This is a genomic window from Flavobacterium sp. FlaQc-48, assembly GCF_044007335.1.
Classification (GTDB): domain Bacteria; phylum Bacteroidota; class Bacteroidia; order Flavobacteriales; family Flavobacteriaceae; genus Flavobacterium.
This window is the reverse complement of sequence record NZ_JBIPCR010000011.1, coordinates 148,309-170,063: the sequence shown is the minus strand read 5'-3', so window position 1 is coordinate 170,063 and position 21,755 is coordinate 148,309. Positions and strand designations below refer to the sequence as shown.

At 36.9% G+C, this 21,755-nt stretch carries 14 protein-coding genes; 6 read left to right on the top strand and 8 right to left on the bottom strand.

Annotated elements, in window-relative coordinates; translation table 11 throughout:
* Window positions 1-3: 3 nt before the first annotated feature.
* Window positions 4-513: a C40 family peptidase gene (locus ACHRWY_RS17695; RefSeq protein WP_395356448.1), complete on the bottom strand. Its 510-nt coding sequence runs from the start codon at window positions 511-513 to the stop codon at window positions 4-6.
* A 210-nt stretch (window positions 514-723) separates the two neighbouring features.
* Here ACHRWY_RS17695 and ACHRWY_RS17690 point away from each other — a divergent pair, with 210 nt between their 5' ends.
* The 4 genes from ACHRWY_RS17690 (at window position 724) to ACHRWY_RS17675 (ending at window position 7,031) form a co-directional block, all read left to right on the top strand.
* Window positions 724-1,818 carry a GDSL-type esterase/lipase family protein gene (locus ACHRWY_RS17690; RefSeq protein ID WP_395356446.1) on the top strand — a complete coding sequence of 365 codons (1,095 nt, stop codon included), beginning with the start codon at window positions 724-726 and terminating at the stop codon, window positions 1,816-1,818.
* A complete protein-coding gene (locus ACHRWY_RS17685; protein ID WP_395356445.1) occupies window positions 1,808-3,187 on the top strand; it encodes a sialate O-acetylesterase in 1,380 nt (459 codons plus the stop codon). The genes ACHRWY_RS17690 and ACHRWY_RS17685 overlap by 11 nt, the downstream gene beginning before the upstream one ends.
* 439 nt (window positions 3,188-3,626) lie before the next feature.
* A complete protein-coding gene (gene bglX / locus ACHRWY_RS17680; protein ID WP_395356443.1) occupies window positions 3,627-5,924 on the top strand; it encodes a beta-glucosidase BglX in 2,298 nt (765 codons plus the stop codon).
* Window positions 5,925-6,074: 150 nt separating this feature from the next.
* Window positions 6,075-7,031, top strand: a complete 957-nt coding sequence (locus ACHRWY_RS17675) for an aldo/keto reductase (protein ID WP_395356442.1) — start codon at window positions 6,075-6,077, stop codon at window positions 7,029-7,031.
* A gap of 46 nt (window positions 7,032-7,077) precedes the next feature.
* Here the strand turns inward: ACHRWY_RS17675 and ACHRWY_RS17670 are convergent, their stop codons facing one another.
* From ACHRWY_RS17670 to ACHRWY_RS17640, 7 genes are all read right to left on the bottom strand, one after another.
* Window positions 7,078-9,057, bottom strand: coding sequence for a glycoside hydrolase family 97 protein (locus ACHRWY_RS17670; protein WP_395356441.1), 1,980 nt, complete (start codon window positions 9,055-9,057; stop codon window positions 7,078-7,080).
* Window positions 9,058-9,162: 105 nt separating this feature from the next.
* Window positions 9,163-10,446 carry a beta-mannanase gene (locus ACHRWY_RS17665; RefSeq protein WP_395356440.1) on the bottom strand — a complete coding sequence of 428 codons (1,284 nt, stop codon included), beginning with the start codon at window positions 10,444-10,446 and terminating at the stop codon, window positions 9,163-9,165.
* A 183-nt stretch (window positions 10,447-10,629) separates the two neighbouring features.
* The gene (locus tag ACHRWY_RS17660; RefSeq protein WP_395356439.1) at window positions 10,630-11,874 is read right to left on the bottom strand and encodes a glycosyl hydrolase; all 1,245 of its coding nucleotides are present in this window, start codon (window positions 11,872-11,874) and stop codon (window positions 10,630-10,632) included.
* 4 nt (window positions 11,875-11,878) lie between these two features.
* Entirely contained in the window at window positions 11,879-13,069 is a 1,191-nt protein-coding gene (locus tag ACHRWY_RS17655; protein WP_395356437.1) for an AGE family epimerase/isomerase, read from the bottom strand.
* Window positions 13,070-13,074: 5 nt separating this feature from the next.
* Window positions 13,075-14,265 (bottom strand): glycosidase, encoded by a 1,191-nt coding sequence (locus ACHRWY_RS17650; protein WP_395356435.1) that lies wholly within the window; start codon window positions 14,263-14,265, stop codon window positions 13,075-13,077.
* Window positions 14,266-14,293: 28 nt separating this feature from the next.
* Window positions 14,294-15,685, bottom strand: coding sequence for an MFS transporter (locus ACHRWY_RS17645; protein WP_395356434.1), 1,392 nt, complete (start codon window positions 15,683-15,685; stop codon window positions 14,294-14,296).
* A gap of 238 nt (window positions 15,686-15,923) precedes the next feature.
* Entirely contained in the window at window positions 15,924-17,054 is a 1,131-nt protein-coding gene (locus ACHRWY_RS17640) for a glycoside hydrolase family 26 protein (RefSeq protein ID WP_395356432.1), read from the bottom strand.
* 304 nt (window positions 17,055-17,358) lie between these two features.
* Here ACHRWY_RS17640 and ACHRWY_RS17635 point away from each other — a divergent pair, with 304 nt between their 5' ends.
* A complete protein-coding gene (locus ACHRWY_RS17635; RefSeq protein ID WP_395356431.1) occupies window positions 17,359-18,237 on the top strand; it encodes an AraC family transcriptional regulator in 879 nt (292 codons plus the stop codon).
* 314 nt (window positions 18,238-18,551) lie between these two features.
* Window positions 18,552-21,749, top strand: a complete 3,198-nt coding sequence (locus ACHRWY_RS17630) for a SusC/RagA family TonB-linked outer membrane protein (RefSeq protein WP_395356430.1) — start codon at window positions 18,552-18,554, stop codon at window positions 21,747-21,749.
* Window positions 21,750-21,755: the final 6 nt, after the last annotated feature.

Genomic DNA, 21,755 nt, shown 5'->3' with positions numbered 1-21,755 from the left:
ACATTATTTGGGCAATACATCCACACACTTATAAAAACGTTTGCTGTAATGGTCCGAATCTAAATCACTAATAGTTACGCTGCCGGCTTTTCCGGAAGAAGCGTGTATGAATTTGGAATGCATGCCATTAGCCTCGCAAATGATGCCCACATGCCCTACGATGTTTTTGTTTTTATAACCGTAAAAAACCAAAACATCACCCACTTTAAAATCTTCTGCTGATTTTGCAGTCCCCAAATTTTTATAACCACTTGAGCTTCTGGGTACAGTAACTTCAAAATGCTGAAAAACATAATTAACAAAACCGGAGCAATCAAATCCTTTTTTGGGATCATTTCCGGCGTATAAATAAGGAGTTCCCATATATTGTTTGGCATACAAAATAATAGAATCCCGTTCTATAGTAGTTTGTGTGTTTTGTATGGAATTTGTTGCTGCAACATTTTCTTTTTTAAGCGTAAACGATGAACATAAAACAGTCAGGGAAATTGTGATATAAAGAGGTAGTTTCATTTTTAAGGGAGTAACGTAAGATTTGATTTATAAAGATAGTCCGTTGCTTTTGAATATCAAAGGAATGTTGGATAATCTGTCTCATTCAGTTATTAAAAGCATAATAATAATTTTGGTGTTTTTTTATTGCTTTTTGATGTTTTAGTATCTTTCTATATACTGTAATTCAGATATATTTGTGAATCGTATTTATATTTTAACAAATAAATTATGTTTCTCAAAAAAATAGCATTTTTAATTTCGTTTTCGCTGATTTCGGCCATTTCGACTTCGCAAAACAAAACGAATACATTTCTTTATCAGGGCCGGGTTGAAAAACTTGAAAACAACAATGTTATTTTAATCGGAACGGCTTCTTCTGTATCGTTTAATTTTACAGGAAATGAATGTGCTGTTTCTCTTCAAAGCGTTGATTCGTATGAACATCATAATTATGTTTCTTTAGTTCTGGACGGAAAATATATCGGAAAACTCAGAATCGAAAAAGGGGCAGCACAATCTTTTCCAATCCAAACGACATCGGAGAAAAAAGTTCATACGCTTGATATTTATAAAACTACAGAAGCACACAGCGGCGGAATTCTATTCGCCGGAACAACAGCAAAACTGACTTCGATTACTTCCAAAAAGAAAAAGAAAATTGAATTTATTGGGGATTCGATTACATGTGGAGCAGCAAGTGATCCTTCGGATGTTCCTTGTGATAAAGGAGAATATTTTGATCATCACAACGGATATTATGCTTATGGGCCCGTGCTTTCCCGTGCAATTGGAGTCCATTATCTGGTGAGTTCAGTTTCCGGAATCGGAATGTATAGAAACTGGAACGATGAAAACAAAGACGAAGCCATAATGCCCGATGTCTATCAGAATTTGTATTTAACCAAAGATGCTTCTAAACCAAAATACGATTTTGCTTTTCAGCCTGATGTGATCAGCATTGCCTTAGGAACCAATGATTTTTCCGGAGGAGATGGCAAAAAAGAACGTTTGCCTTTTAATCCTGAGAAATATGTTTCGAATTACATCAACTTCGTTAAGATGTTGTATCAGCATAATCCGAAAGTACAAATTGTAATTACAAACAGTCCAATGGTGGGAGGAGAAAGAGGAGTTGTTTTTGAAGATTGTCTGAATAAAGTAAAAGCTGCTTTTGCATCGGATAAAAGCCATAAACCAATCCTGATTTTTAAATTTAAACCCATGACGCCAAAGGGGTGCTCCGGACATCCTGATGTGGCTGATCATAAAGTTCTGGCAGATGAATATGGGCCGTTTTTAAAAAAAATACTAAATGAGAAATAATATATTTAAGTTTGTTTTCATTCTGATGATTTCCAGTACTATGATGGCAAACGTTACACTTCCGAATATTTTTGGCGATAATATGGTTTTACAACGCAATTCCGAAGTGAAAATTTGGGGTTGGGCCAATCCTAAAGAAGAAATCAAATTAGTTTCAGGCTGGAACAATCAGGAATATAAAGTCGTTGCCAATAATCAGGCACAATGGGAACTTCATATCAAAACACCAGAAGCCGGAGGACCTTACACGATTGCTATAAAAGGATATAACGAAGTCATTCTTAAGAATATTTTAATTGGCGAAGTTTGGGTGTGTTCCGGACAATCCAACATGGAAATGTCGGTGAGTTGGGGAATCGATAATGGCGAGGAAGAAATGAAAAATGCTGCGAATCCCAATATTCGCTTTTTTACCGTTCCGAAATTAACCGCTACAACACCTCAAAATAATTTACTTGGAAATTGGGCAGAGTCTACTCCCGAAACCATGAAATACTTTAGTGCGATTGGATACTTCTTTGCCAAACGCCTGAGAGAAGATTTAAAAAATGTCCCGATCGGATTGATTTCTTCCAATTGGGGCGGAACTCCGGCTGAAATCTGGATGCCGGAAGAAGTCGTTCAAAATGATCCGGTTTTGCTGGAAAATGCTAAAAAACTCAACGAACAAGAATACGGACCACGTCAGCCCGGGCGTGCTTATAATGCTATGATTTATCCTTTTGTGGGCTTTAAAATTGCGGGAACACTTTGGTATCAGGGCGAATCGAATGTTGGTTCATTAGTTTACGATCAGACTTTATCGGCGTTGATTACGTCCTGGAGAAAAGCCTGGCAAGATGATTTTCCTTTTTACTATGTTCAAATCGCGCCTTACAAAACAGGTTCTAATAACTTCTCGAATGTTACTGTGAGAGATTCTCAACGGAAAATCCTGAAAGAAGTTCCAAAGACCGGAATGGTAGTCATTAGCGATATCTCAGATACGGTCGATATTCACCCAAAGAATAAAAAATCGGTTGGAATTCGTTTGGCCAATCTGGCTTTGGCTGATATTTATAAAATCAATTTGGGATTGGTAAACAGCCCGCTTTTTAAGAATATTAAAATCGATAAAAACAAAGCAATCGTTTCATTTGATTCTGCAGACGGTTTGTATTTTAAAGATAAAAAAACGGATCAGTTTGAAGTGGCCGGAGCCGATGGAACTTTCTATCCTGCCGAAGCTGCTATAAAAAATAATCAGGTGATTTTGACGAGTAAAAAAGTTTCAAATCCGGAAAAAGTGAGATTTGCCTGGGGAAATACAATACAATCAGATTTGTTTAATAAAGCGAATTTACCGGCTTCTTGTTTTATTACGGAGTAATCGAATTTTAGAATGTAGATTTTAGAATTTTTGCCCGCGTATTGTGCGGGTTTAAACGGATTGGCGCTGGTTTTTTTGTTTTATCTCGTTTTATGTCAGGCTGAGCGGAGTCGAAGCCCCGCAAAGTTAAGACGCGAAGTTTGTCATTTCGACCGAAGGGAGAAATCGCACTAGAAACTCCGCAAAGAATTGTCAATCTGTGTCGATTTGCTTGTGTTCCTTCGACTTCGCTCAGGATGACATGTGCTAAAATGACAAGCATGTCGAAAAGTTCTCGTTAACCGTATGCGTGAGGGATAGCAGCGAAAAGCCCGCAGCCTGATGAAGGAAGTGCGAGGACTTGAAGCGAATAGCCCGATTCGCCGCGGCGAACACGCCCAAATTACTAAAATCAGAACCTTAGCGCCTTTAAAATAAACTATCTGACCATTATACCACTATGAAAAATAAAAAAATAATAACGATTGGGGTTTTTGCCCTCTTTACAGTTGGAAATATGAATGCACAGAAAAAGCCGTATCTGGATAAAAATAAAACAATTGAGCAACGTATCGATTTGCTTTTGCCTTTAATGACCCTAGAGGAAAAAATAGGACAGATGAATCAGTATAACGGATTTTGGGATGTCACGGGACCAGCTCCAAAAGGTGGAACAGCCGAATTAAAATACGAGCATTTACGAAAAGGATGGGTGGGTTCGATGCTTACGGTTCGTGGTGTGAAGGAAGTTCGTGCCGTACAGAAAATAGCAGTTGAAGAAACACGATTAGGAATTCCGTTAATTATTGGTTTTGATGTCATTCACGGTTATAAAACGTTAAGTCCGATTCCGTTGGCAGAAGCGGCGAGCTGGGATCTGGAGGCCATTAAAAAATCGGCGGCAATTGCGGCTGATGAAGCTTCGGCATCCGGAATTAACTGGACTTTTGGTCCTAATGTCGATGTGGCAAACGATGCGCGCTGGGGGCGTGTGATGGAAGGCGCGGGTGAAGATCCATATCTGGGAAGTAAAATTGCCACTGCCAGGGTTCATGGTTTTCAGGGGGAAACTATTGCCGATTTGGCGAAAGTAAATACCATTGCAGCTTGCGCGAAACACTTTGCAGCTTACGGTTATGTAGAGGCAGGATTAGAATATAATATAGTAGATATCAGCAATTCGAAATTGTACAATTCGGTTTTGCCGCCTTTTGAAGCGACGGTAGAGGCAGGAGTTCGTACATTTATGAATTCGTTTAATACCCTGAACGGAATTCCGGCAACAGGAAATGTATTTCTGCAAAGAGATATCCTGAAAGGAAAATGGAAGTTTGATGGTTTCGTAATCTCTGATTATGCTTCGATTCGCGAAATGATTGCGCACGGATATGCCAAAGATGAAGCCGATGCAACTGCAAAAGCCGTAATTGCAGGTTCTGATATGGATATGGAATCGTACTTGTATGTCGCAAAATTAGTGGCTCTAGTAAAAGAAGGAAAAGTAAAAGAAGCTTTGGTTGATGATGCTGTCCGCAGGATTCTTCGTGTAAAATTTGAATTGGGTTTATTTGATGATCCGTACCGATATTGTGATGAAAAACGTGAAAAAGCGGTTGTGGGAAGTAAAGCCAATAACGATGGTGTTCTGGACATGGCAAAGAAATCAATTGTATTGTTGAAGAATGAAAAGAATTTGCTTCCGCTGAAAAAATCAGGGCAGAAAATAGCTTTGATTGGTGCTTTGGCCAATGATAAAAACAGTCCGCTTGGAAGCTGGCGAATTGCAGCCGATGATAATACGGCGATTTCAGTTTTAGAAGGTATGCAACAGTATAAAGACAATCAGCTGGTTTTTGAAAAAGGAGCAGATTTGCTTTCGCAAAAAGCCACTTTTTTAACCGAAACTATTTTTAATACCACGGACAAAAGTGGATTTGAAGCCGCGAAAACAGCCGCAAAAAATGCAGATATTGTCGTTATGGTTTTAGGCGAATACGGTTTTCAAAGCGGAGAGGGAAGAAGCAGAACCGATCTCAATTTACCGGGTCTGCAACAGGAATTATTAGAAGAAATTTACAAAGTAAACCCAAACGTAGTTTTGGTTTTAAATAATGGGCGTCCGTTGAGTATTCCGTGGGCTGCTGAACATGTCCCTGCTATCGTAGAAGCCTGGCAATTAGGAACGCAAACCGGAAATGCCGTAGCGCAGGTTTTATATGGCGACTATAACCCAAGTGGAAAACTGCCAATGTCTTTCCCGAGAAATGTAGGTCAGGTTCCTGTTTATTACAACAAATACAGCACAGGAAGACCTGTTGACAGTGATAAAAACGTTTTCTGGTCGCACTATATGGATGTGGAGAAAACACCTCAATTTCCGTTTGGTTTTGGATTAAGTTATACTAAATTCGATTATAAAGATTTAAAAATAAATAAAACATCTTTCGCAAAAAACGAAAATGTACAAGTGAGTGTTGCCGTTACGAACTCAGGAAATTATGACGGAAAAGAAGTGGTACAATTGTATATTCATGATGAATATGCCAGCATTGTCCGGCCAATAAAAGAACTAAAGGGTTTTGAATTGGTAAGTCTGAAAAAAGGCGAGACAAAGACTGTAACTTTTACTTTAACCAATAAAGAACTTGGTTTTTATGACAATGAAGGAAATTATTTAGTAGAACCGGGAACTTTTAAAATTATGGTTGGAGGAAGTTCAGATGCTGGTTTAACGAGTGGTTTTGAAATAAAAGAATAGAAGTTTTGCCGCAAAGGCACTAATTGTCAAATATTGCTCTCGCAGGTTTTGCAGCTTCGGAAGATTTTTTAATTTCTGTGATCTGCAAAATCTGCGAGAGTTTTTTGTATTTTTAAAACCTATAAACTTCCAAACCATTAAATTAAAATAATGAAATACAACAGATGCGGAAAAAGCGGGTTATTACTGCCTGAAATTTCTTTGGGATTGTGGCACAACTTTGGGTCAGTAGATGATTTTGAAAATGCCGAAAGTATTGCTGTAGAAGCTTTTGATAAAGGAATTACCCATTTTGATTTAGCGAATAATTACGGACCGGTTCCGGGTTCAGCAGAAACGAATTTCGGAAAAATCCTCTGGCATAATTTTCAGGGAAATTTACGCGACGAAATCATTATTTCGACAAAAGCCGGTTACACCATGTGGGACGGACCTTACGGGGATTGGGGTTCCAGAAAATATTTATTATCAAGTTTAGACCAAAGCCTGAAAAGAATGAAAGTCGATTATGTTGACATTTTTTATTCGCATCGCCCGGATCCTGAAACACCAATCGAAGAAACCATGATGGCTTTAGATTACGCCGTAAGAAGTGGAAAAGCATTGTATGTTGGAATCAGTAATTATTCGGCAGAACAAACCCGTGTTGCAGTTGAGGTGTTGAAACAATTAGGCACACCATGTTTGATTCATCAGGCAAAATATTCCATGTTAGAACGTTGGGTAGAAAATGGTTTGTTAGATGTTCTGGAAGAAAAAGGAGTGGGCTGTATTGCCTTTTCACCTTTGGCACAAGGACTTTTAACAGATAAATATCTAAAAGGAATTCCGGAGAACTCCAGGGCCCATAATCCAAACGGACATTTAAAAGAAGATGAGGTTACAGCAGAACGCATTCAGAAATTAGTGCAACTGAATGAAATTGCTCAGAATAGAAATCAATCTTTGGCGCAAATGGCTTTGGCATGGTTGCAGAAAGATAAAAGAATTACTTCGGTTTTAATTGGTGCCAGTTCTGTACGACAATTAAATAATAATATTGATTGCTTGCAGAGTCTGGAATTTACGCCAGATGAATTGAATGCGATCGAGAAGATTTTATCGTGACTTATATTTAACCTAACAGGTTTTTAAAACCTGTTAGGTTTTCTTTTTATCGAATTATCATGGCCAATCCACCACCACTGGCTAATCGATAGGTTAATTTGGTTGTCGAATCAACGTTTACAATTTCTCTTTTATAATCAACGGCAGCTTTATCAGCATTTATTCCGTCTGAGAATATTTCGGCTTCGAATTTTTTGCCTTTTTCAAGAAAAGAAAAATCGATTGTAATTTCTCTGGAATCCCAATTAGTGATTGCGCCTAAATACCAGGTATTTGCTTTTTTTCGGGCTATTGTTACAGATTTTCCAACTTCACCATTTAGCGAAACAGTTTCATCAAAAGTGGTTGGAACTTTGGCTATAAAATCAGTGCTTTCCTGTGCTGCCATATAAGCTGTAGGACTATCGGCCATCATTTGCAAAGGTGCTTCAAAAATAGTGTAAAGTGCCAGTTGGTGACACCGTGTTCCCTGGCTCACCGGATTGGAGTGACTGGGTTTGAATTCGCTTTTAGTCGCATTTCGCATTGCACCCGGAGTATAATCCATAGGCCCGGCCATCATTCTGATAAACGGAATCGTACAATCGTATAACGGAACATCATCATTTGGTGTCCATTTGTTGTTCTCTAATCCTTTTACGCCTTCAAAATTGAGGATATTCGGATACGTTCTTTGAATTCCGGTTGGTTTATACATACCGTGAAAGTCTAACAGCAATTTGTTGTCGGCCGCTTTTTGTGCAATATCATAAACTGATTTCACCATTTTAGCATCATCGCGATCTAAGAAATCTACTTTGAAACCTTTAATGCCCAAATCAGCATAATTTTTTAAAATACCCGAAGTGTTTTTAGTTAAAGCCATCCAGGAACTCCATAAAATAATCCCGACATTTCTTTCTTTTCCGTAAGCGATTAAAGCTTCTAAATCTACATTCGGATTGTGTTTCATGATATCGTCTTCCAGACTCCAGCCTTCATCTAGAACCACATATTCTACTTTATTTCTGGAAGCAAAATCAATGTAATATTTATAGGTTTGCGTATTGATTCCCGCTTTAAAACCGACATTGTAAATATTCCAGTCGTTCCACCAGTCCCAGGCTACTTTTCCGGGTTTTATCCACGACATGTCTTTTATTTTAGACGGTTCAGCTAATTTCTGTACCATATCGCTGTTGGCTAAAGCAGCATCGTTTTCAGAAATTACTATAATTCTCCAGGGGAAACTTCTCGTTCCTTTTGTCTGCACCAAATAATCAGCTCTTTCTGTAATTAATCTGTTGATGTTATTAAAGCCACCGTTTTTTTCCTGCAAAGGATATGAAGAAAAACGGGATTCAAAGCCTGACTTTGAGTTGTTGTTTGTTACAAATAAACCAGGATAATCTTCCAGATTTGCTTCGAGAAAAACGGCTTTTTTATGATTTTTATAATCAATTAAAAACGGAAGAAAAGCCAGAGTATCTTTAGCAAACTCACTTATTTTTTTGTTTTCATAATGCGCTTCAAACGAAGAAATAAAAGGATCTTTAGGGTTTCGTAAATCACGAACATACGGCATTAGAGTGCTGTAATCCTGATCGAAATTCAAAACTACTTCTTCAGATTTTACCGTGATATTTTTTTTCTTTTGAGTTATAAAACGATAAGCAACACCATCATCAAAAGCACGATATTCTATGCTGAAATCATTTTTAAAGTTCAAAATCAATTTATTGTATTTGTTCTGAACTGATTTCTTTTTATAAAATGGAGCATCGAACGAAGTATCGACACTTTCTTTCTTTGGGTTTAAAACCACGGCATGCTGCCCTAAAACCCTATTTTGATCCAAAGTCATGGACATTGCCGAAGGAGCTAAAATCAAATCTTTTTCGTGAGAAACAGTCCAGGTTATTTTGTCATTCACGGCAATTTTAACTTCGATTTTCCCGTCAGGAGAATTCAAAACAAAATCCTGTTTCTGCTGTGCAAAAGAAAGGTTCAACAGTAAAAGACAAAGGCCGGAAAATAATTTTTTCATATTGGAATGTTTTTTTACCAGGTAAGTTATATAAGCTTTATTTAAAATCAATAAAAAAGATACTTATAATTTCTTAGATCACTTACAGGGTTTAGAAATTTTAAATTATCTCAATTGTAAATTGTATTTTTTTACAATATCTAAAGTTGATTTATCCGAAGAAAAAACAGAATTTAACCCTTGCGGTTCCTGCGGAGGATCAGTTGTTAAAGGATCACCGGGATTCCATTTTCCATCTTTGTTCACTGCTTTTCCTTCTCCGCCAAATCCCCAGAAATTTGCTGCTTGTAACGGACCATTATTTTGAACACTTTCAGCAACACGGCTAAAAATATAATTGTAAAAAACATCTCTATCCGCAACAGAAGTGCCTGCCACTAAGTTTTCATTTTCTCTTGGCAAACCAAATTCTTCAATAATAATAGGACGTTTTAAATTATGGGCCACCTTAATATGATCGTCAATATATTTGCCGGCATTTTCCAATGTCACCGGCATGGTTTTTTCGGCATTATCTGCTTTAAACCAATTCCAGTTTTTCGGCCAGATATGCATTGTCAAATAATCGATATTTGGGTTTTGATGTGTGCGTTCAAAAATTTCCATACTATCATTCGAACTGTTTTTTCCCTCAGAACCTGTAGAGACAAGATGTTTTTTGTCTAAACTGTCTATTAAATCAACAATATTGTTTAGCCACTTTGTAAATTTAATTTCATTTTCCGGCGTAAAAGTCCGGGGTTCATTCCCAACTTGCCATGCCATGATGGTATTGTCGTCTGTGTATTTCTTTTTAGAATACGTATTGGTTCTTCCCATGATAAATCTCACATGATTTTCTAAAGCTTTCATGCAGGGCTCACAACTATGAAATTGCTCGGTATACGACATAAATTGCGGCCAGGTATTGGGCGGAATAGCCGGAACCGGAATTGCACCTTTTCCATTCCATTCTAAATATTGGGACATTCCGCCAGACCATTCCCAGTTGTTTGTCAGATATAGAACGGCATACATTTTACGTTTGCTCATTTCGTTGATTAAGAAATCCAATCCGTCCAGTAAATCTGGATCATATTTTCCTTGTTCGTACTGTAATGCCGGACGCACCGTAAAATCATATTTTCCACCATCTCCACCCACCAGAATCCGTAGATTATCAATGCCGTTTTGCTGCATTAAATCCAATTCGCGAAGCAATCTTTTTCTGTCACCGACTTTTTTTGAAGCCAGTAAGCTTCCGTACCAATAATTGGTTCCAATATAAGCATACGGTTTGTCGCCTTTGTAAAATTGTGTTCCTTTTACCGTAATCCTTTCCTGTGCCTGACAAGCGATGGCAGAAAAAATTAAAGCCAATTGCAGGGTTTTTAGAAATCTGTTTTTCATTATTTATTTTTTAGGAGCTATTTCCTGCTATCCGTTTAAATCCTGTATGCCGAACCCCGGCATAAAAGGATATCCACTTCTGGCAGGGCTATGGCAATCCGTTATTTTATATGTTTTGTTATTACAACCTGAAACCTGAAACCTGAAACCTGAAACCTGAAATTTTCAGCCTGAAACAAAAAATCATTTTGGCAATTCATACATCTTCGGCAAAGAATTTAACAATGCCGATTTTGGTTTAGTAGCAAACGTCTTGAAATCAGCTGTATTTGAAACCGTACCATTCGGGACATAATAACCATCCTTAGTATTATTCCAAAACATGACATAGCTTATGGATAGAATGGTATCAAAACCCTGAATATTGTTTATTGCCCCGTACAGGTAATTAGAAAACCAATCAGTAACAGGCGGTTTTGTTGCAGTAACCTGATATCCGGTTTCTGTTAGTGCGGCTATTTTTACTTTATCAGATGCCAGGGCTGCAATCATTATCAGTTTTGAATTGGCTCTATTAGCACCAGCTTGCCCCTGATTGTCAAAGTCACCATAATTATCCATTCCCAGAACATCAACATATTTATCACCTGGATAGCGACTTAAATAATTGGCTGCTGTAGTATAAGAGTTGTCCGGTGAAAAAGCATATAAAATGTTATGAACCCCTTTTGTATTTTTTAAATAATCAACTGTAAACTGATAAGCCGTTTTATAATCTTCAGGGGTACAAAAATTAGCTCCCCACCAAAACCAGCTTCCGTCAAATTCGTGAAAAGGCCTGAAAATTATCGGGATCAATTCTCCATTCGAACCTTTTAAACTTAGCACGACACTGGCTATTTTGTCGAGTTTTTTCTTGTACCATTCATGATTTGTCCCGCCTGGCAAAATGCTTTTAAAAGCAGTGTTTTTTTGCTCAGTGGTCATATCAGCGGCATAAAACGAATCCTCTTTGTTGGGTTCTCTCAAATGCCAGCTAAAAGTATTGATTATACCTTTTGCGTAAGCGGCTTTTACATCGCTAATTGTTTTTTGTTCTTGTTGATAAAACCAATTATCAGGTTGATTGGTATTGTTTTTATCGGTAATAAAGATAAAATCAGAGCCTAAAAGTGCCGGATCGTAACCTGTATTTTTTTTAATATCGGATTCTCCGCCGTTATCCTGATAATAACTGTTAAAGGCGTCCTGCTGACCTATGGCGACTTTAGTTTTTGCAAGCTTTTTTAAATTATAAAATAGAGCTATGGTTTCTTTGGTTGCATTGGCATCGACCATATAAGAGGTCACATTTTGTGTCGTCAGGGGATCCGTTTCTGCAGGCGGGTTTACGATGACTTCCTCTTGTGAATCTTTATCAGAAGAACAACCTGCCAGTGATAAAACCGACAGACTTAAAAAGGCTATTTTCAGAAACGTATTTTTCATTTTGTTATGGTTTAATTCGGTTAATAAGCTCCAGACAAGCCCGGCCGTTATGATACGGGCATTTCCAAAAACCTGCTTTGTCTTTTTCTATCAAAGAATAATCCCGGTTAACTCCCCAAAACCATTCTCCATTTTGTTTGTCTAAAATGTATTTTTTTATAAAAGCCCAGTTTTTTAAAACAATGTCCAGATACTTTTCATTGTTCGTTAACTGATAGGCATTATAAAAGCCAATTAAAGCTTCGGCCTGGACCCACCAATGTTTTTCGGCAACTAATTCATTCTTTTCGGGATCAAATTCATACCATAAACCCCCATCAGAATCCAGTCCTTCCTGAGTTGCTTCGGCCATTTGAATGGCATGCCGGGTATAATTGGTGATTAAAGTTTTCTCTTCAGAAATTTCGGCACATAGCAACAAAAGCCAGGAGGCTTCTATATCGTGTCCGTATGAGATCACATCCGGTTTTTCGATCCAGTTTTCATCAAAAAATAATCGTAAATGTCCGGATTCAGTATTGATAAAATGTTTTTCTATGGTTTGTAACAATTCAATAATGTCATTTTGAAGTGTTTTGTCTTTCCAGACTTTAAATAAATTTGCATAAGCCTCAACGATATGCAAATGCGTATTCATCGTTTTCTTTTCATTAGCATCTTTATCGCTCAATCGCAAATCGTCAATAGGCTGCCAATCGCGGGTCAGAGCCTCAAAATAGCCTTTGTTTTCAGGATCGTAACTGTGTTCCTGAATTTTTAAATATAAGTTTATGGCTATTTCTAAAGCTTTGTCTTCTTTAGAAATAGCATAATATTCAGCTAATCCGTAAATCGCAAAAGCCAGGGCATAAATCTGATTTTTGGTATCTTTTGGTGTTTTATCGGTATGGATGCTCCAGAATAAACCGCCAAATTCAGGATCATAAAAATAGTCTGAAAGAAACTCAAAAGCTCTTTGTGCTATTTTTTTATGATCTTCCTTTTTAGTGATTTTATAACTGGATGAGAAAGTCCATAGAATTCGGGCATTCAAAACAGAACCTTTTTCGGTATTGGCAATTATGTGGTCGTTATAATCAATTTGACCAATAAAACCGCCATTTTCGTGGTCTAAAGTATGTTTGGACCAATATTTTAAAATGGAATCAAGTTCTTCAGATAGTGCTGTTTTAAGTTGCTTTAGTTTTGCTGACACGATATTTATATGGCGTTATTTTTTTCAATCTGACTGATAATAGTTTTTACAGAACCCGCAGAAATAAAAGTATCGGCAGGAGTATTGGTCACATAATCAACTAATTTTTCTACAGAGGAAACAGCCACATGCATTCTGGTGTCTGATGACGCGTAATACACATATACAGTTCCATCCGTATCTTCGATCCATCCGTTAGAGAATAAAACGTTTGATACGTCACCAACCCTTTCAATTCCTTCAGGCCCCATAAAATGTCCTGCGGGAACGTGAGTTACTTTGGCAATGTCGTTTAAATCGGTCATGAACATATAAAGGGTGTAACGCAAACCTGCAGCGGTATTACGAACGCCATGTGCCAAATGCAGCCAGCCTTTTTGAGTTTTAATAGGAGCAGGGCCCAGACCATTTTTTAATTCATAAATAGTATGATATTGTTTTCCGAAGATGATTTTCTCGTCTTTTACCACCGGATTAGTCATATCATCAACATATCCTAAACCAATTCCGCCACCGGCACCAACATCAATAAAACCATCTTGCGGACGTGTGTACAAAGCATATTTTCCGTTTACAAATTCCGGATGCAAAACCACATTGCGCTGTTGTCCTGTATTCGAAATTAAATCGGGCAATCTTTGCCAGTTGATCAGATCTTTAGAACGCACGATTCCGGCATTGGCTACAGCTGAACTGGTATCGCCTTTTGGTGCTTTTGGATCTTTTCTTTCGGTACAAAAAATACCGTAAACCCAACCGTCTTCATGGTTGATTAAACGCATGTCGTATACATTCGTATCCGGTTCTTCGGTTTGTGGAATCACGCATGGTTTTTCCCAAAACTTAAAGTTGTCGATTCCGTTTGGACTTTCTGCTATGGCGAAAAATGATTTTCTGTCGATTCCTTCAACACGAACGGCAAGCAGGTATTTTCCATTCCATTTCATGGCGCCGGCATTAAAAGCAGCATTCATACCAATTCGCTCCTGTAAAAACGGATTGGTTTTTTCGTTAAGGTCAAAACGCCAGTTTAAAGGTACGTGGGCTGCTGTAACAACCGGGTTTTTATAGCGTTCGTATATACCGTTTCCGGCATGGTCCTGAGGAGCATTTTTTTGCTCGATCAGTACTTTATGTTCTTTTTCTAATGCTACTTTTCTATCCTGAAATGTAGTTGAAGTGGCTATTGCTGTCATATAAATAGATTTCTGTATCGGTATTATTTTAATTTACTTGATCTCTTTTTTCGTTTAAATCCTGTTCGATTGTTTGAAGTTTTTCTTCAGATAAGGGGTAAAATGCGATAAAAGCAACGGATATCGCAGCTGCTATTGCCGGAAGTATGCTTAGCATTAATTGAATTCCGTTTTGAGCTGTAGCCGTTTGCTCGACATTAGCTTTAAAACCATAATAGCCCAAAAGCCATCCGGCCCCGGCTCCGCCAATGGTCCAGCCAAATTTTTGTGACATTGAAGAGGCTGAGAAAACCAGTCCTGTCGCTCTTCGGCCTTGTTTCCACTCCGAATAATCTGCGCTATCTGCATACATAGACCAGATTAAAGGGAAAATACAACCGGCACAAATACTGATTAGAACCTGAAAACTCATGATGAGGAATACATCTTCTTTTCCGAATAAATAGAAAACTAAACTCAAAATTGCGGCTAATGCCATAGCGCCAAAAAAGGTTTTCTTTTTTCCGATTTTATTCGCAATGGGCGTTGCTATAATCACTCCGATGATGTTTGCGGCTTGCCCTAAAACCAAATAAATAGAAGTGGGGGTCATGTGAAAGTCGGTTCCAAAAAGAGAAAAGTCGAAGTTTACGCTGTTGCTCACATAATATTTAAAGTAATATACGGCAGCTCCGTCACGGATTGAATTGAATACTAAAGCCCCAATTCCGGCCCCGAGTAAAATCCACCAGGGTTTATTTTTTAAGAGATCTTTTAAATCTTCTTTTAGATTGTTTTTTTCATCTGAAATAGGTTTGACTCTTTCTTTAGTAAAGAAGAAGCAACCCCAGAAAAAAGCAGTTGTAATGACTCCGAAAACAGAAATTGTAGCCAGCCAGCCTGTTTTAGAATTCAGGCTTCCGCCGAAATAATTTACTAAAGGTTCAATTAACCAAAGTGCCAAAAGACTTCCTCCAAAAGCAAAAACCATTCTGTAAGAGGATAAAGTGGTTCTTTCTTTTCGGTCAGACGACATTACACCCAAAAGTGAGGCATAAGGCACATTGATTAAGGAATAAATCATCATCATGGCCGAATAGGTTACGTAAGCATAAATGATTTTTCCTTTTTCATCAAAATCAGGGGTGTAAAAAGTCAATACGCCAATTACGGCAAAAGGCACGGCAACCCATAATAAATAGGGCCTGAATTTTCCCCATTTGCTTTTGGTTCTGTCGGCAATGATTCCCACAATGGGGTCAAAACAGGAATCCCAGATTCTGGTAATCAAAAACATGGTTCCAACTATGGCAGGTGCCAATCCGAAAACGTCGGTGTAGAAAAAGAGAAGATACATGCTGAAAATTTTCCAGAACATCGATGATGCGGCATCTCCCAGACCGTAACCTATTTTTTCTTTTAAACTAATTTTGTCGTGCATCAGGTTTTTTTTAAGTTGTAATTTAGATGTGGTTATTTATTGTTTTAGAATCTCTTTTTTAAACACATAGGAACATAGATTTTTTTTGAACTTAAAAAAGGCGTTTCGCTTATTTAACTGAACATAGCCAACTATGTGAAAGAAATATGTTTCTTTTGGTATTCTTTTTCAGGCTTAAAATCTATGTTGCTATGTGTTGAATTTTTTTTCATGCAGATCAGGCAGATTTAAGCGGATTTTATTTTTTACTAATGTCTTTTTCAAATAGTGTTTTGTCCAGTTTGTAAAAATCAACAAAGTCCTTCTCGCTTATTTGTCCCTTATATGGCACGTAATAATGCATTTTTTGTTCTTTTTCCTGCCAGCCGTGATTTCTCCATAACAAAACATACGAAATTTTATAATCGCCAATAGCTTTTGATAAAGTTCCTGTCCACCATTTTGGATCTGGAATGGCTTCGTAGCCTGCTTCGGCGAAAGCCATCAGTTTGTGTTGATTTGTCGCAATTTCATTTAAAATTTTAAACTGTTTTTGAGTTTGTTCGATAAATTTTGCACCTTCTTTGTCATCATTATTCTGGTAATTGTCAAAACTTAGGATATCAGCATAATTATCTCCGGGGTAGCGGTCAAGAAAATCTTCTTTTGAATCAAAACTACCGGTATTGTAAATATATATTAAATTATGAACTCCTTTTTTCTGTAAATAATCAAAGGTAAATTTCCATAAGGATTTGAATTCTTCAGGAGTACAATTTCCTTTCCCCCACCAGAACCAACGACCTGTAAGTTCGTGATAAGGCCTGAAAAGAATGGGAATGTTTTTTCCTTTTTTATCTTTTAAGGATAAAAAGAAAGCTGCAGTTTTGTCGAGCCATTTCGTGAACTTTTGATGATTTTCTCCTCCGGGTAAAACAGTTTTCAGGGAATTTGGCGTATTGTCCCAGGCATTTTTTCCGGTTGCGGGATTATCCAGATGCCAGCTTATAGTTGAAATTCCGCCTCTTTCGTTCGCTTCTTTTATATATTGTTTCATTTTGGCAAAAGGAACGCCGTCAATATTATTCAGATCGTCTTTTTCCAGGCCTGCAATATCCCAACCGTAAACCGCAGGATAATCTCCGGTAACCTCTTTTACATCACTTTGGCCTTCTTGGTATCTCCAGTTTACACCGTAAGCAAGATCGTCCTGATGTCCAAATAAATACCCTTTTTGGATTAGTTGATTGAGTTTTTTGTATAACGACACCGTCTCAGGTGTTGCTTTTTTATCTGCAAGTGACAAATTAGTATTAGTGACGAAAGATGCGGCAGAAGAGGAAATTCCTGTAAACGCTGCTATTATAAAGGTTATTATGCTTTTTTTCATTATGAATATACTTGTTTTTCAGTGTAATACCTGTTGTTTTGTAAATGATCAGACCTTCAAAATGCTTTTATTTTTCTGATCGAAAATACAATACTATTTTTAGACTTAAATTATCAAAACTATAAAAACATATTACATTTAAAACGATTAATGTTTATTATGAATGCTGTTTTTGTAAAAATGATAATTCTATTTTTCAAAGATAATCGGATGTTTATAGTGTAATTAATATTATTTTATCAATTATATATCATATTATTGCAATAAAAAAAACAAATATTACTTCTTAAAATACATTTTAAAGATGAGTAGCGCTAAAAATTTTTATAGAGAAATAGCTCCGCTGTCAGCCGGTGATAGCTTTTTGGTTTTTGACAGGGTTAAAGACAGCTTTGATTTTCCGGTACATTATCATCCGGAATTTGAGATCAATTTTATTTTAAACGGAAAAGGAGTGAAGCGTGTTGTTGGGGATAATATCGAAGAAATTGACAATGTCGAATTGGTTTTGATTGGCCCGAATTTATATCACGGTTGGGAATTAAATAAATGTACGAGCAAAAAAATCCATGAAATAACAATTCAGTTTCATAATGATTTGTTTCATGAATCTTTACTTTCAAGACGTATTATGAATCCAATTCGGGATATGTTCAATCGTTCGATTCATGGCATTTTGTTCTCTAAAAAAGTGGCCGAAGAATTGACCCCAAGATTGGTAAGGCTTTCGAAACTAGATGGTATGGACTACTTTTTAGAGATTACTTCTTTATTATATGATTTGGCAAACTCGAGAAACCAGCGGTTACTTTCGACATACACTGTAGATTATGACACGTTTGATGATTATGATAAAATGAAGCTGGTTTATGAATATGTGCAAAAACATTTTGCAGATAAAATTACCCTTGAGGATGTCGCAAATGTTGCGAGCATGTCTATTATCTCTTTTAATCGTTTTATTAAAAAACGTACCGGGAAAACTTTTGTCAATTATATAAATGATATCCGGATTGGATATGCGGCACGCTGGCTGGTCGAAAAAGATATGAGTGTTTCTGAGGTAGCATTCAAATCAGGCTTTAATAATATTGCCAACTTCAATCGTAGCTTTAAGGCTATAAAAAATTGCACGCCCAGTCAATATAGAGAAGATTTTTCCGGACTAAAGCGTATTTTGTAGTGATACTTTTTTTGCACAAACAAATATTATTTTTAACGAAATCGTTTGCTTTTTGGCGTTTTCGTTAATTTTTATTTATAATTTCAAGTGATTGTACAGGTGGTATTTGAGAATAATGTAATTTTTTATTGCTTTTATTTTGATATGTGTTTTTTTAAAGCGCTATAGTAAAAATATTATCATTAAATGATATAATACTATCGATTTAATGTTTTCTTGTGTTATAGATTTGTTAAATAATTTAAGAAAATAAATACCACTCCTTTTTATGACTTGAATTAGGATAACAAATTTAAACTAACCAAACATTTATTATGAAAAAACTAATGACTAACTTCATTCATTGGAATGCTAACCACAGAGCAGTTCCTTTGATTTTATTTTTGTTACTGACGAGTAATTTTATTGCGGCTCAGGTAAAAATATCAGGAACTGTTGCAGATGAAAAAGGATTATCGATTCCTGGGGCAAATATTTCGGTTGTGGGATTAAAAACAACTGTTTCAACAGATTTTGACGGTAAATATACAATTGACGTTCCTGCAAATGCTACTCTGGTATTTTCATTTATTGGATTTAATACACAAAAGATCACAGTAGGTACAAATAAAACGATAAATGTAGTTTTAAAAACGAATGCTGAAGACTTAAAAGATGTAGTCGTAATTGGTTATGGAACGCAAAAGAGAAAAGACATCAATAGTGCTATTTCCAGTATTAGCTCAAAAGATATCGAAAATTTGAAAGTGGTTTCATTTGACCAGATGATGCAGGGTAAAGCGGCCGGGGTTGTGGTAAACAGCAATTCAGGAGAGCCGGGAAGTAACGTTTCTGTAAAAATTAGAGGGGTTTCCTCTTTAACAGGAACAAATGAACCTTTATATGTTATTGATGGTGTGCCAATTTCCGGAGATGCGCGTAACTCCTCTACTTCAGGCAGAAATGCATCCGGGAATTCTAACTTCTCCAATTCAGGTAATATCACGCTAAGTCCTTTAGCACTTATAAACCCTAACGATATTGAGTCAATTGATATTCTGAAAGATGCTTCTGCAACGGCTATTTATGGTTCGCGTGGTGCAAATGGAGTGGTGATTGTAACGACTAAATCGGGTAAAAAAGGAACCGGAAAATTATCTTTCGAAAATTCCTATTCTATTAGTAATCTTCCGAAAAAATTGCATTCTATGAATTTGCAACAATATGCGGTTCATCAAAATGCTTTGGCTGACGTATATGATCCTACGGCTAAACGTCCTGAATTTGCTCATCCTGAAGTTTTAGGACAAGGAACAGATTGGCAGGATGCAATTTATCAAACCGGCATTATGACGTCAAACCAATTGTCATTTTCGGGCGGTAAAGACGGCATAAATTATTACATGTCCGGAGGGGTTTTAAATCAGGAAGGTATTGTAATTGAATCCGGATTTAAAAGGTATAATTTTAGAACCAATGTTGATGCCAGGGTTAACAGCTTTATTAAAGTTGGTGTTAATATTAGTGGAGCACTTACGGATGAAAAATTAACCTTAAACGGACAATTTAATGGCGTGGTTGCAACTTCATTATTGGCAACTCCGGATGTCGCGGTTAGAGAATTGTCAGGGGCTTTTGCAGGTCCGCCTGCAGGAGGGGCAACATCATTTGTTAATCCTGTAGCAACTTCTTTGTTAGGTTCCAATACATTGGTAAGAAAAAACTATTCCGGAAATTTCTATACTCAGATAGATTTGTTTAAAGGTCTGGAATACCGTTTTGAAGCAGGTGGTTATATTTATGATAACTTAGGACAGCGATTTGATCCGATGTATTCATTGGGTAATGCCGTGAAAAGTTTTGCGAATTTGTATTACAGCCCGTCTAGTGGTAATTCGTGGAACTTAAAAAATATGCTTACCTACAGAAATACTATTGGTAAACACAATTTTACGGTTCTGGCAGTACAGGAATCCAACAGAGCACACTGGGAAGGATATACGATAACCGGCGAAGGTTACAAAGATAATAATGATAAGTCCCTGGCGGCTTCAGATTTGCCAAAAGCAGTTACCAGCGGCGTATATTCAGGAACTCAGACTTTAGCTTCTTATTTAGGAAGGGTTGTTTATGATTATGGTGATAAATACGGAATTTCGGCTGCTGTAAGAACAGACGGGTCTTCAAAATTCTTTGTTGGAAATAAATGGGGTGTTTTTAGTTCTGTAGGTGGTTCATGGAAACTTTCAAATGAAGCTTTTATGGAAGGTACCAAGAAATATGTGGATGGAATCAAAATTAGATTTGGATGGGGACAAACCGGAAATAACCAAATTGGTAATAATTTATATGATGCTAATTTACATTTGATCAACAGTTCCATGGGAACTTCTTATCTGCCGTCAAATACGCCAAATAAAGAACTAAAATGGGAAACTCAGGACCAGACCAACTTAGGATTAGATTTCAATTTGTTTAAATCTAAACTTACGGCTTCGGTAGATTTGTACAAAAAAATATCTAAAAATTTCTTGTATCAGGTTCCTTTGCCAAACTACCTTTCAGGTGGCGGAGATTATGAAGGCGGTGTAAACCCTCCCTATTTTAATCTTGGAAGCATGCAAAATAAAGGTATTGAGATTACATTGGGGTACAGCGAAAAATTTACAGAAAACTTTTCATGGAATGCCAATTTAAACTTTACGAAATATGTAAATGAAGTGACGAATATGGCAGGATTGAATATTGTGAAAACAATGGGAACACTTGCTTATAATACAGTAACGGTTTCAAGAACTCAGGAAGGTTTGCCAATTGGTTCTTTTATAGGTTATGAAGCAGAGGGAATTTACAGAACAGACGACGACCTGACTAAGTACGGTCATACCGATGCGAATGGTAATAAAGTAGTTTTAAAAAACGGGACGAATTCATTATTGCCAAACTTTCAAAAAGGAGATGTTATTTATAAAGATCAGAATAATGATGGTGTTATTGATTTAAAGGATATGGTGGCGATTGGAAACCCAAATCCAAAATTTACTTACGGATTTACGAATAACTTCAAATACAAAAATGTCGATTTATCTATTTTTGTTCAGGGTACAGCCGGAAATAAGTTAATGAATTTAACTCGTTTGTCTGGTACAATGAATAGTAATCTGGGAACGAATTATTTAACAGAAGCAGCAGATTTTTACTCGGCTTCAAATTTAGAAGGTGCTTTGCCAAGACCATCAACTTATGATCATATCAACAATGCAATATCTACCCGCTATATCGAAGATGGATCGTATTTGAGAATTCAGAACGTGACTTTAGGGTATTCTTTGCCGTCTGATATGATTTCAAAACTAAAATTATCAAGATTAAGACTTTATGCTTCCGGACAAAACTTATTTACGTTTACGAAATATAAAGGGTATGATCCTGAAGTAGGTTCTTATAATCAGGACGCATTACTGTCAGGGGTTGACAACGGACGTTATCCAACACCTAGACAAATAACTTTTGGTTTTAATGTTGAATTTTAATACGAA

What these genes read in the sequence shown, in the direction of transcription:
- ACHRWY_RS17670 (WP_395356441.1), bottom strand. Translation starts at nt 9,057, where the DNA reads ATGAAAAAATTATTTTCCGGCCTTTGTCTTTTACTGTTGAACCTTTCT.
- ACHRWY_RS17645 (WP_395356434.1), bottom strand. Translation starts at nt 15,685, where the DNA reads ATGCACGACAAAATTAGTTTAAAAGAAAAAATAGGTTACGGTCTGGGA.
- ACHRWY_RS17630 (WP_395356430.1), top strand. Translation starts at nt 18,552, where the DNA reads ATGAAAAAACTAATGACTAACTTCATTCATTGGAATGCTAACCACAGA.
- ACHRWY_RS17690 (WP_395356446.1), top strand. Translation starts at nt 724, where the DNA reads ATGTTTCTCAAAAAAATAGCATTTTTAATTTCGTTTTCGCTGATTTCG.
- ACHRWY_RS17635 (WP_395356431.1), top strand. Translation starts at nt 17,359, where the DNA reads ATGAGTAGCGCTAAAAATTTTTATAGAGAAATAGCTCCGCTGTCAGCC.
- ACHRWY_RS17695 (WP_395356448.1), bottom strand. Translation starts at nt 513, where the DNA reads ATGAAACTACCTCTTTATATCACAATTTCCCTGACTGTTTTATGTTCA.
- bglX (WP_395356443.1), top strand. Translation starts at nt 3,627, where the DNA reads ATGAAAAATAAAAAAATAATAACGATTGGGGTTTTTGCCCTCTTTACA.
- ACHRWY_RS17660 (WP_395356439.1), bottom strand. Translation starts at nt 11,874, where the DNA reads ATGAAAAATACGTTTCTGAAAATAGCCTTTTTAAGTCTGTCGGTTTTA.
- ACHRWY_RS17675 (WP_395356442.1), top strand. Translation starts at nt 6,075, where the DNA reads ATGAAATACAACAGATGCGGAAAAAGCGGGTTATTACTGCCTGAAATT.
- ACHRWY_RS17685 (WP_395356445.1), top strand. Translation starts at nt 1,808, where the DNA reads ATGAGAAATAATATATTTAAGTTTGTTTTCATTCTGATGATTTCCAGT.
- ACHRWY_RS17650 (WP_395356435.1), bottom strand. Translation starts at nt 14,265, where the DNA reads ATGACAGCAATAGCCACTTCAACTACATTTCAGGATAGAAAAGTAGCA.
- ACHRWY_RS17665 (WP_395356440.1), bottom strand. Translation starts at nt 10,446, where the DNA reads ATGAAAAACAGATTTCTAAAAACCCTGCAATTGGCTTTAATTTTTTCT.
- ACHRWY_RS17640 (WP_395356432.1), bottom strand. Translation starts at nt 17,054, where the DNA reads ATGAAAAAAAGCATAATAACCTTTATAATAGCAGCGTTTACAGGAATT.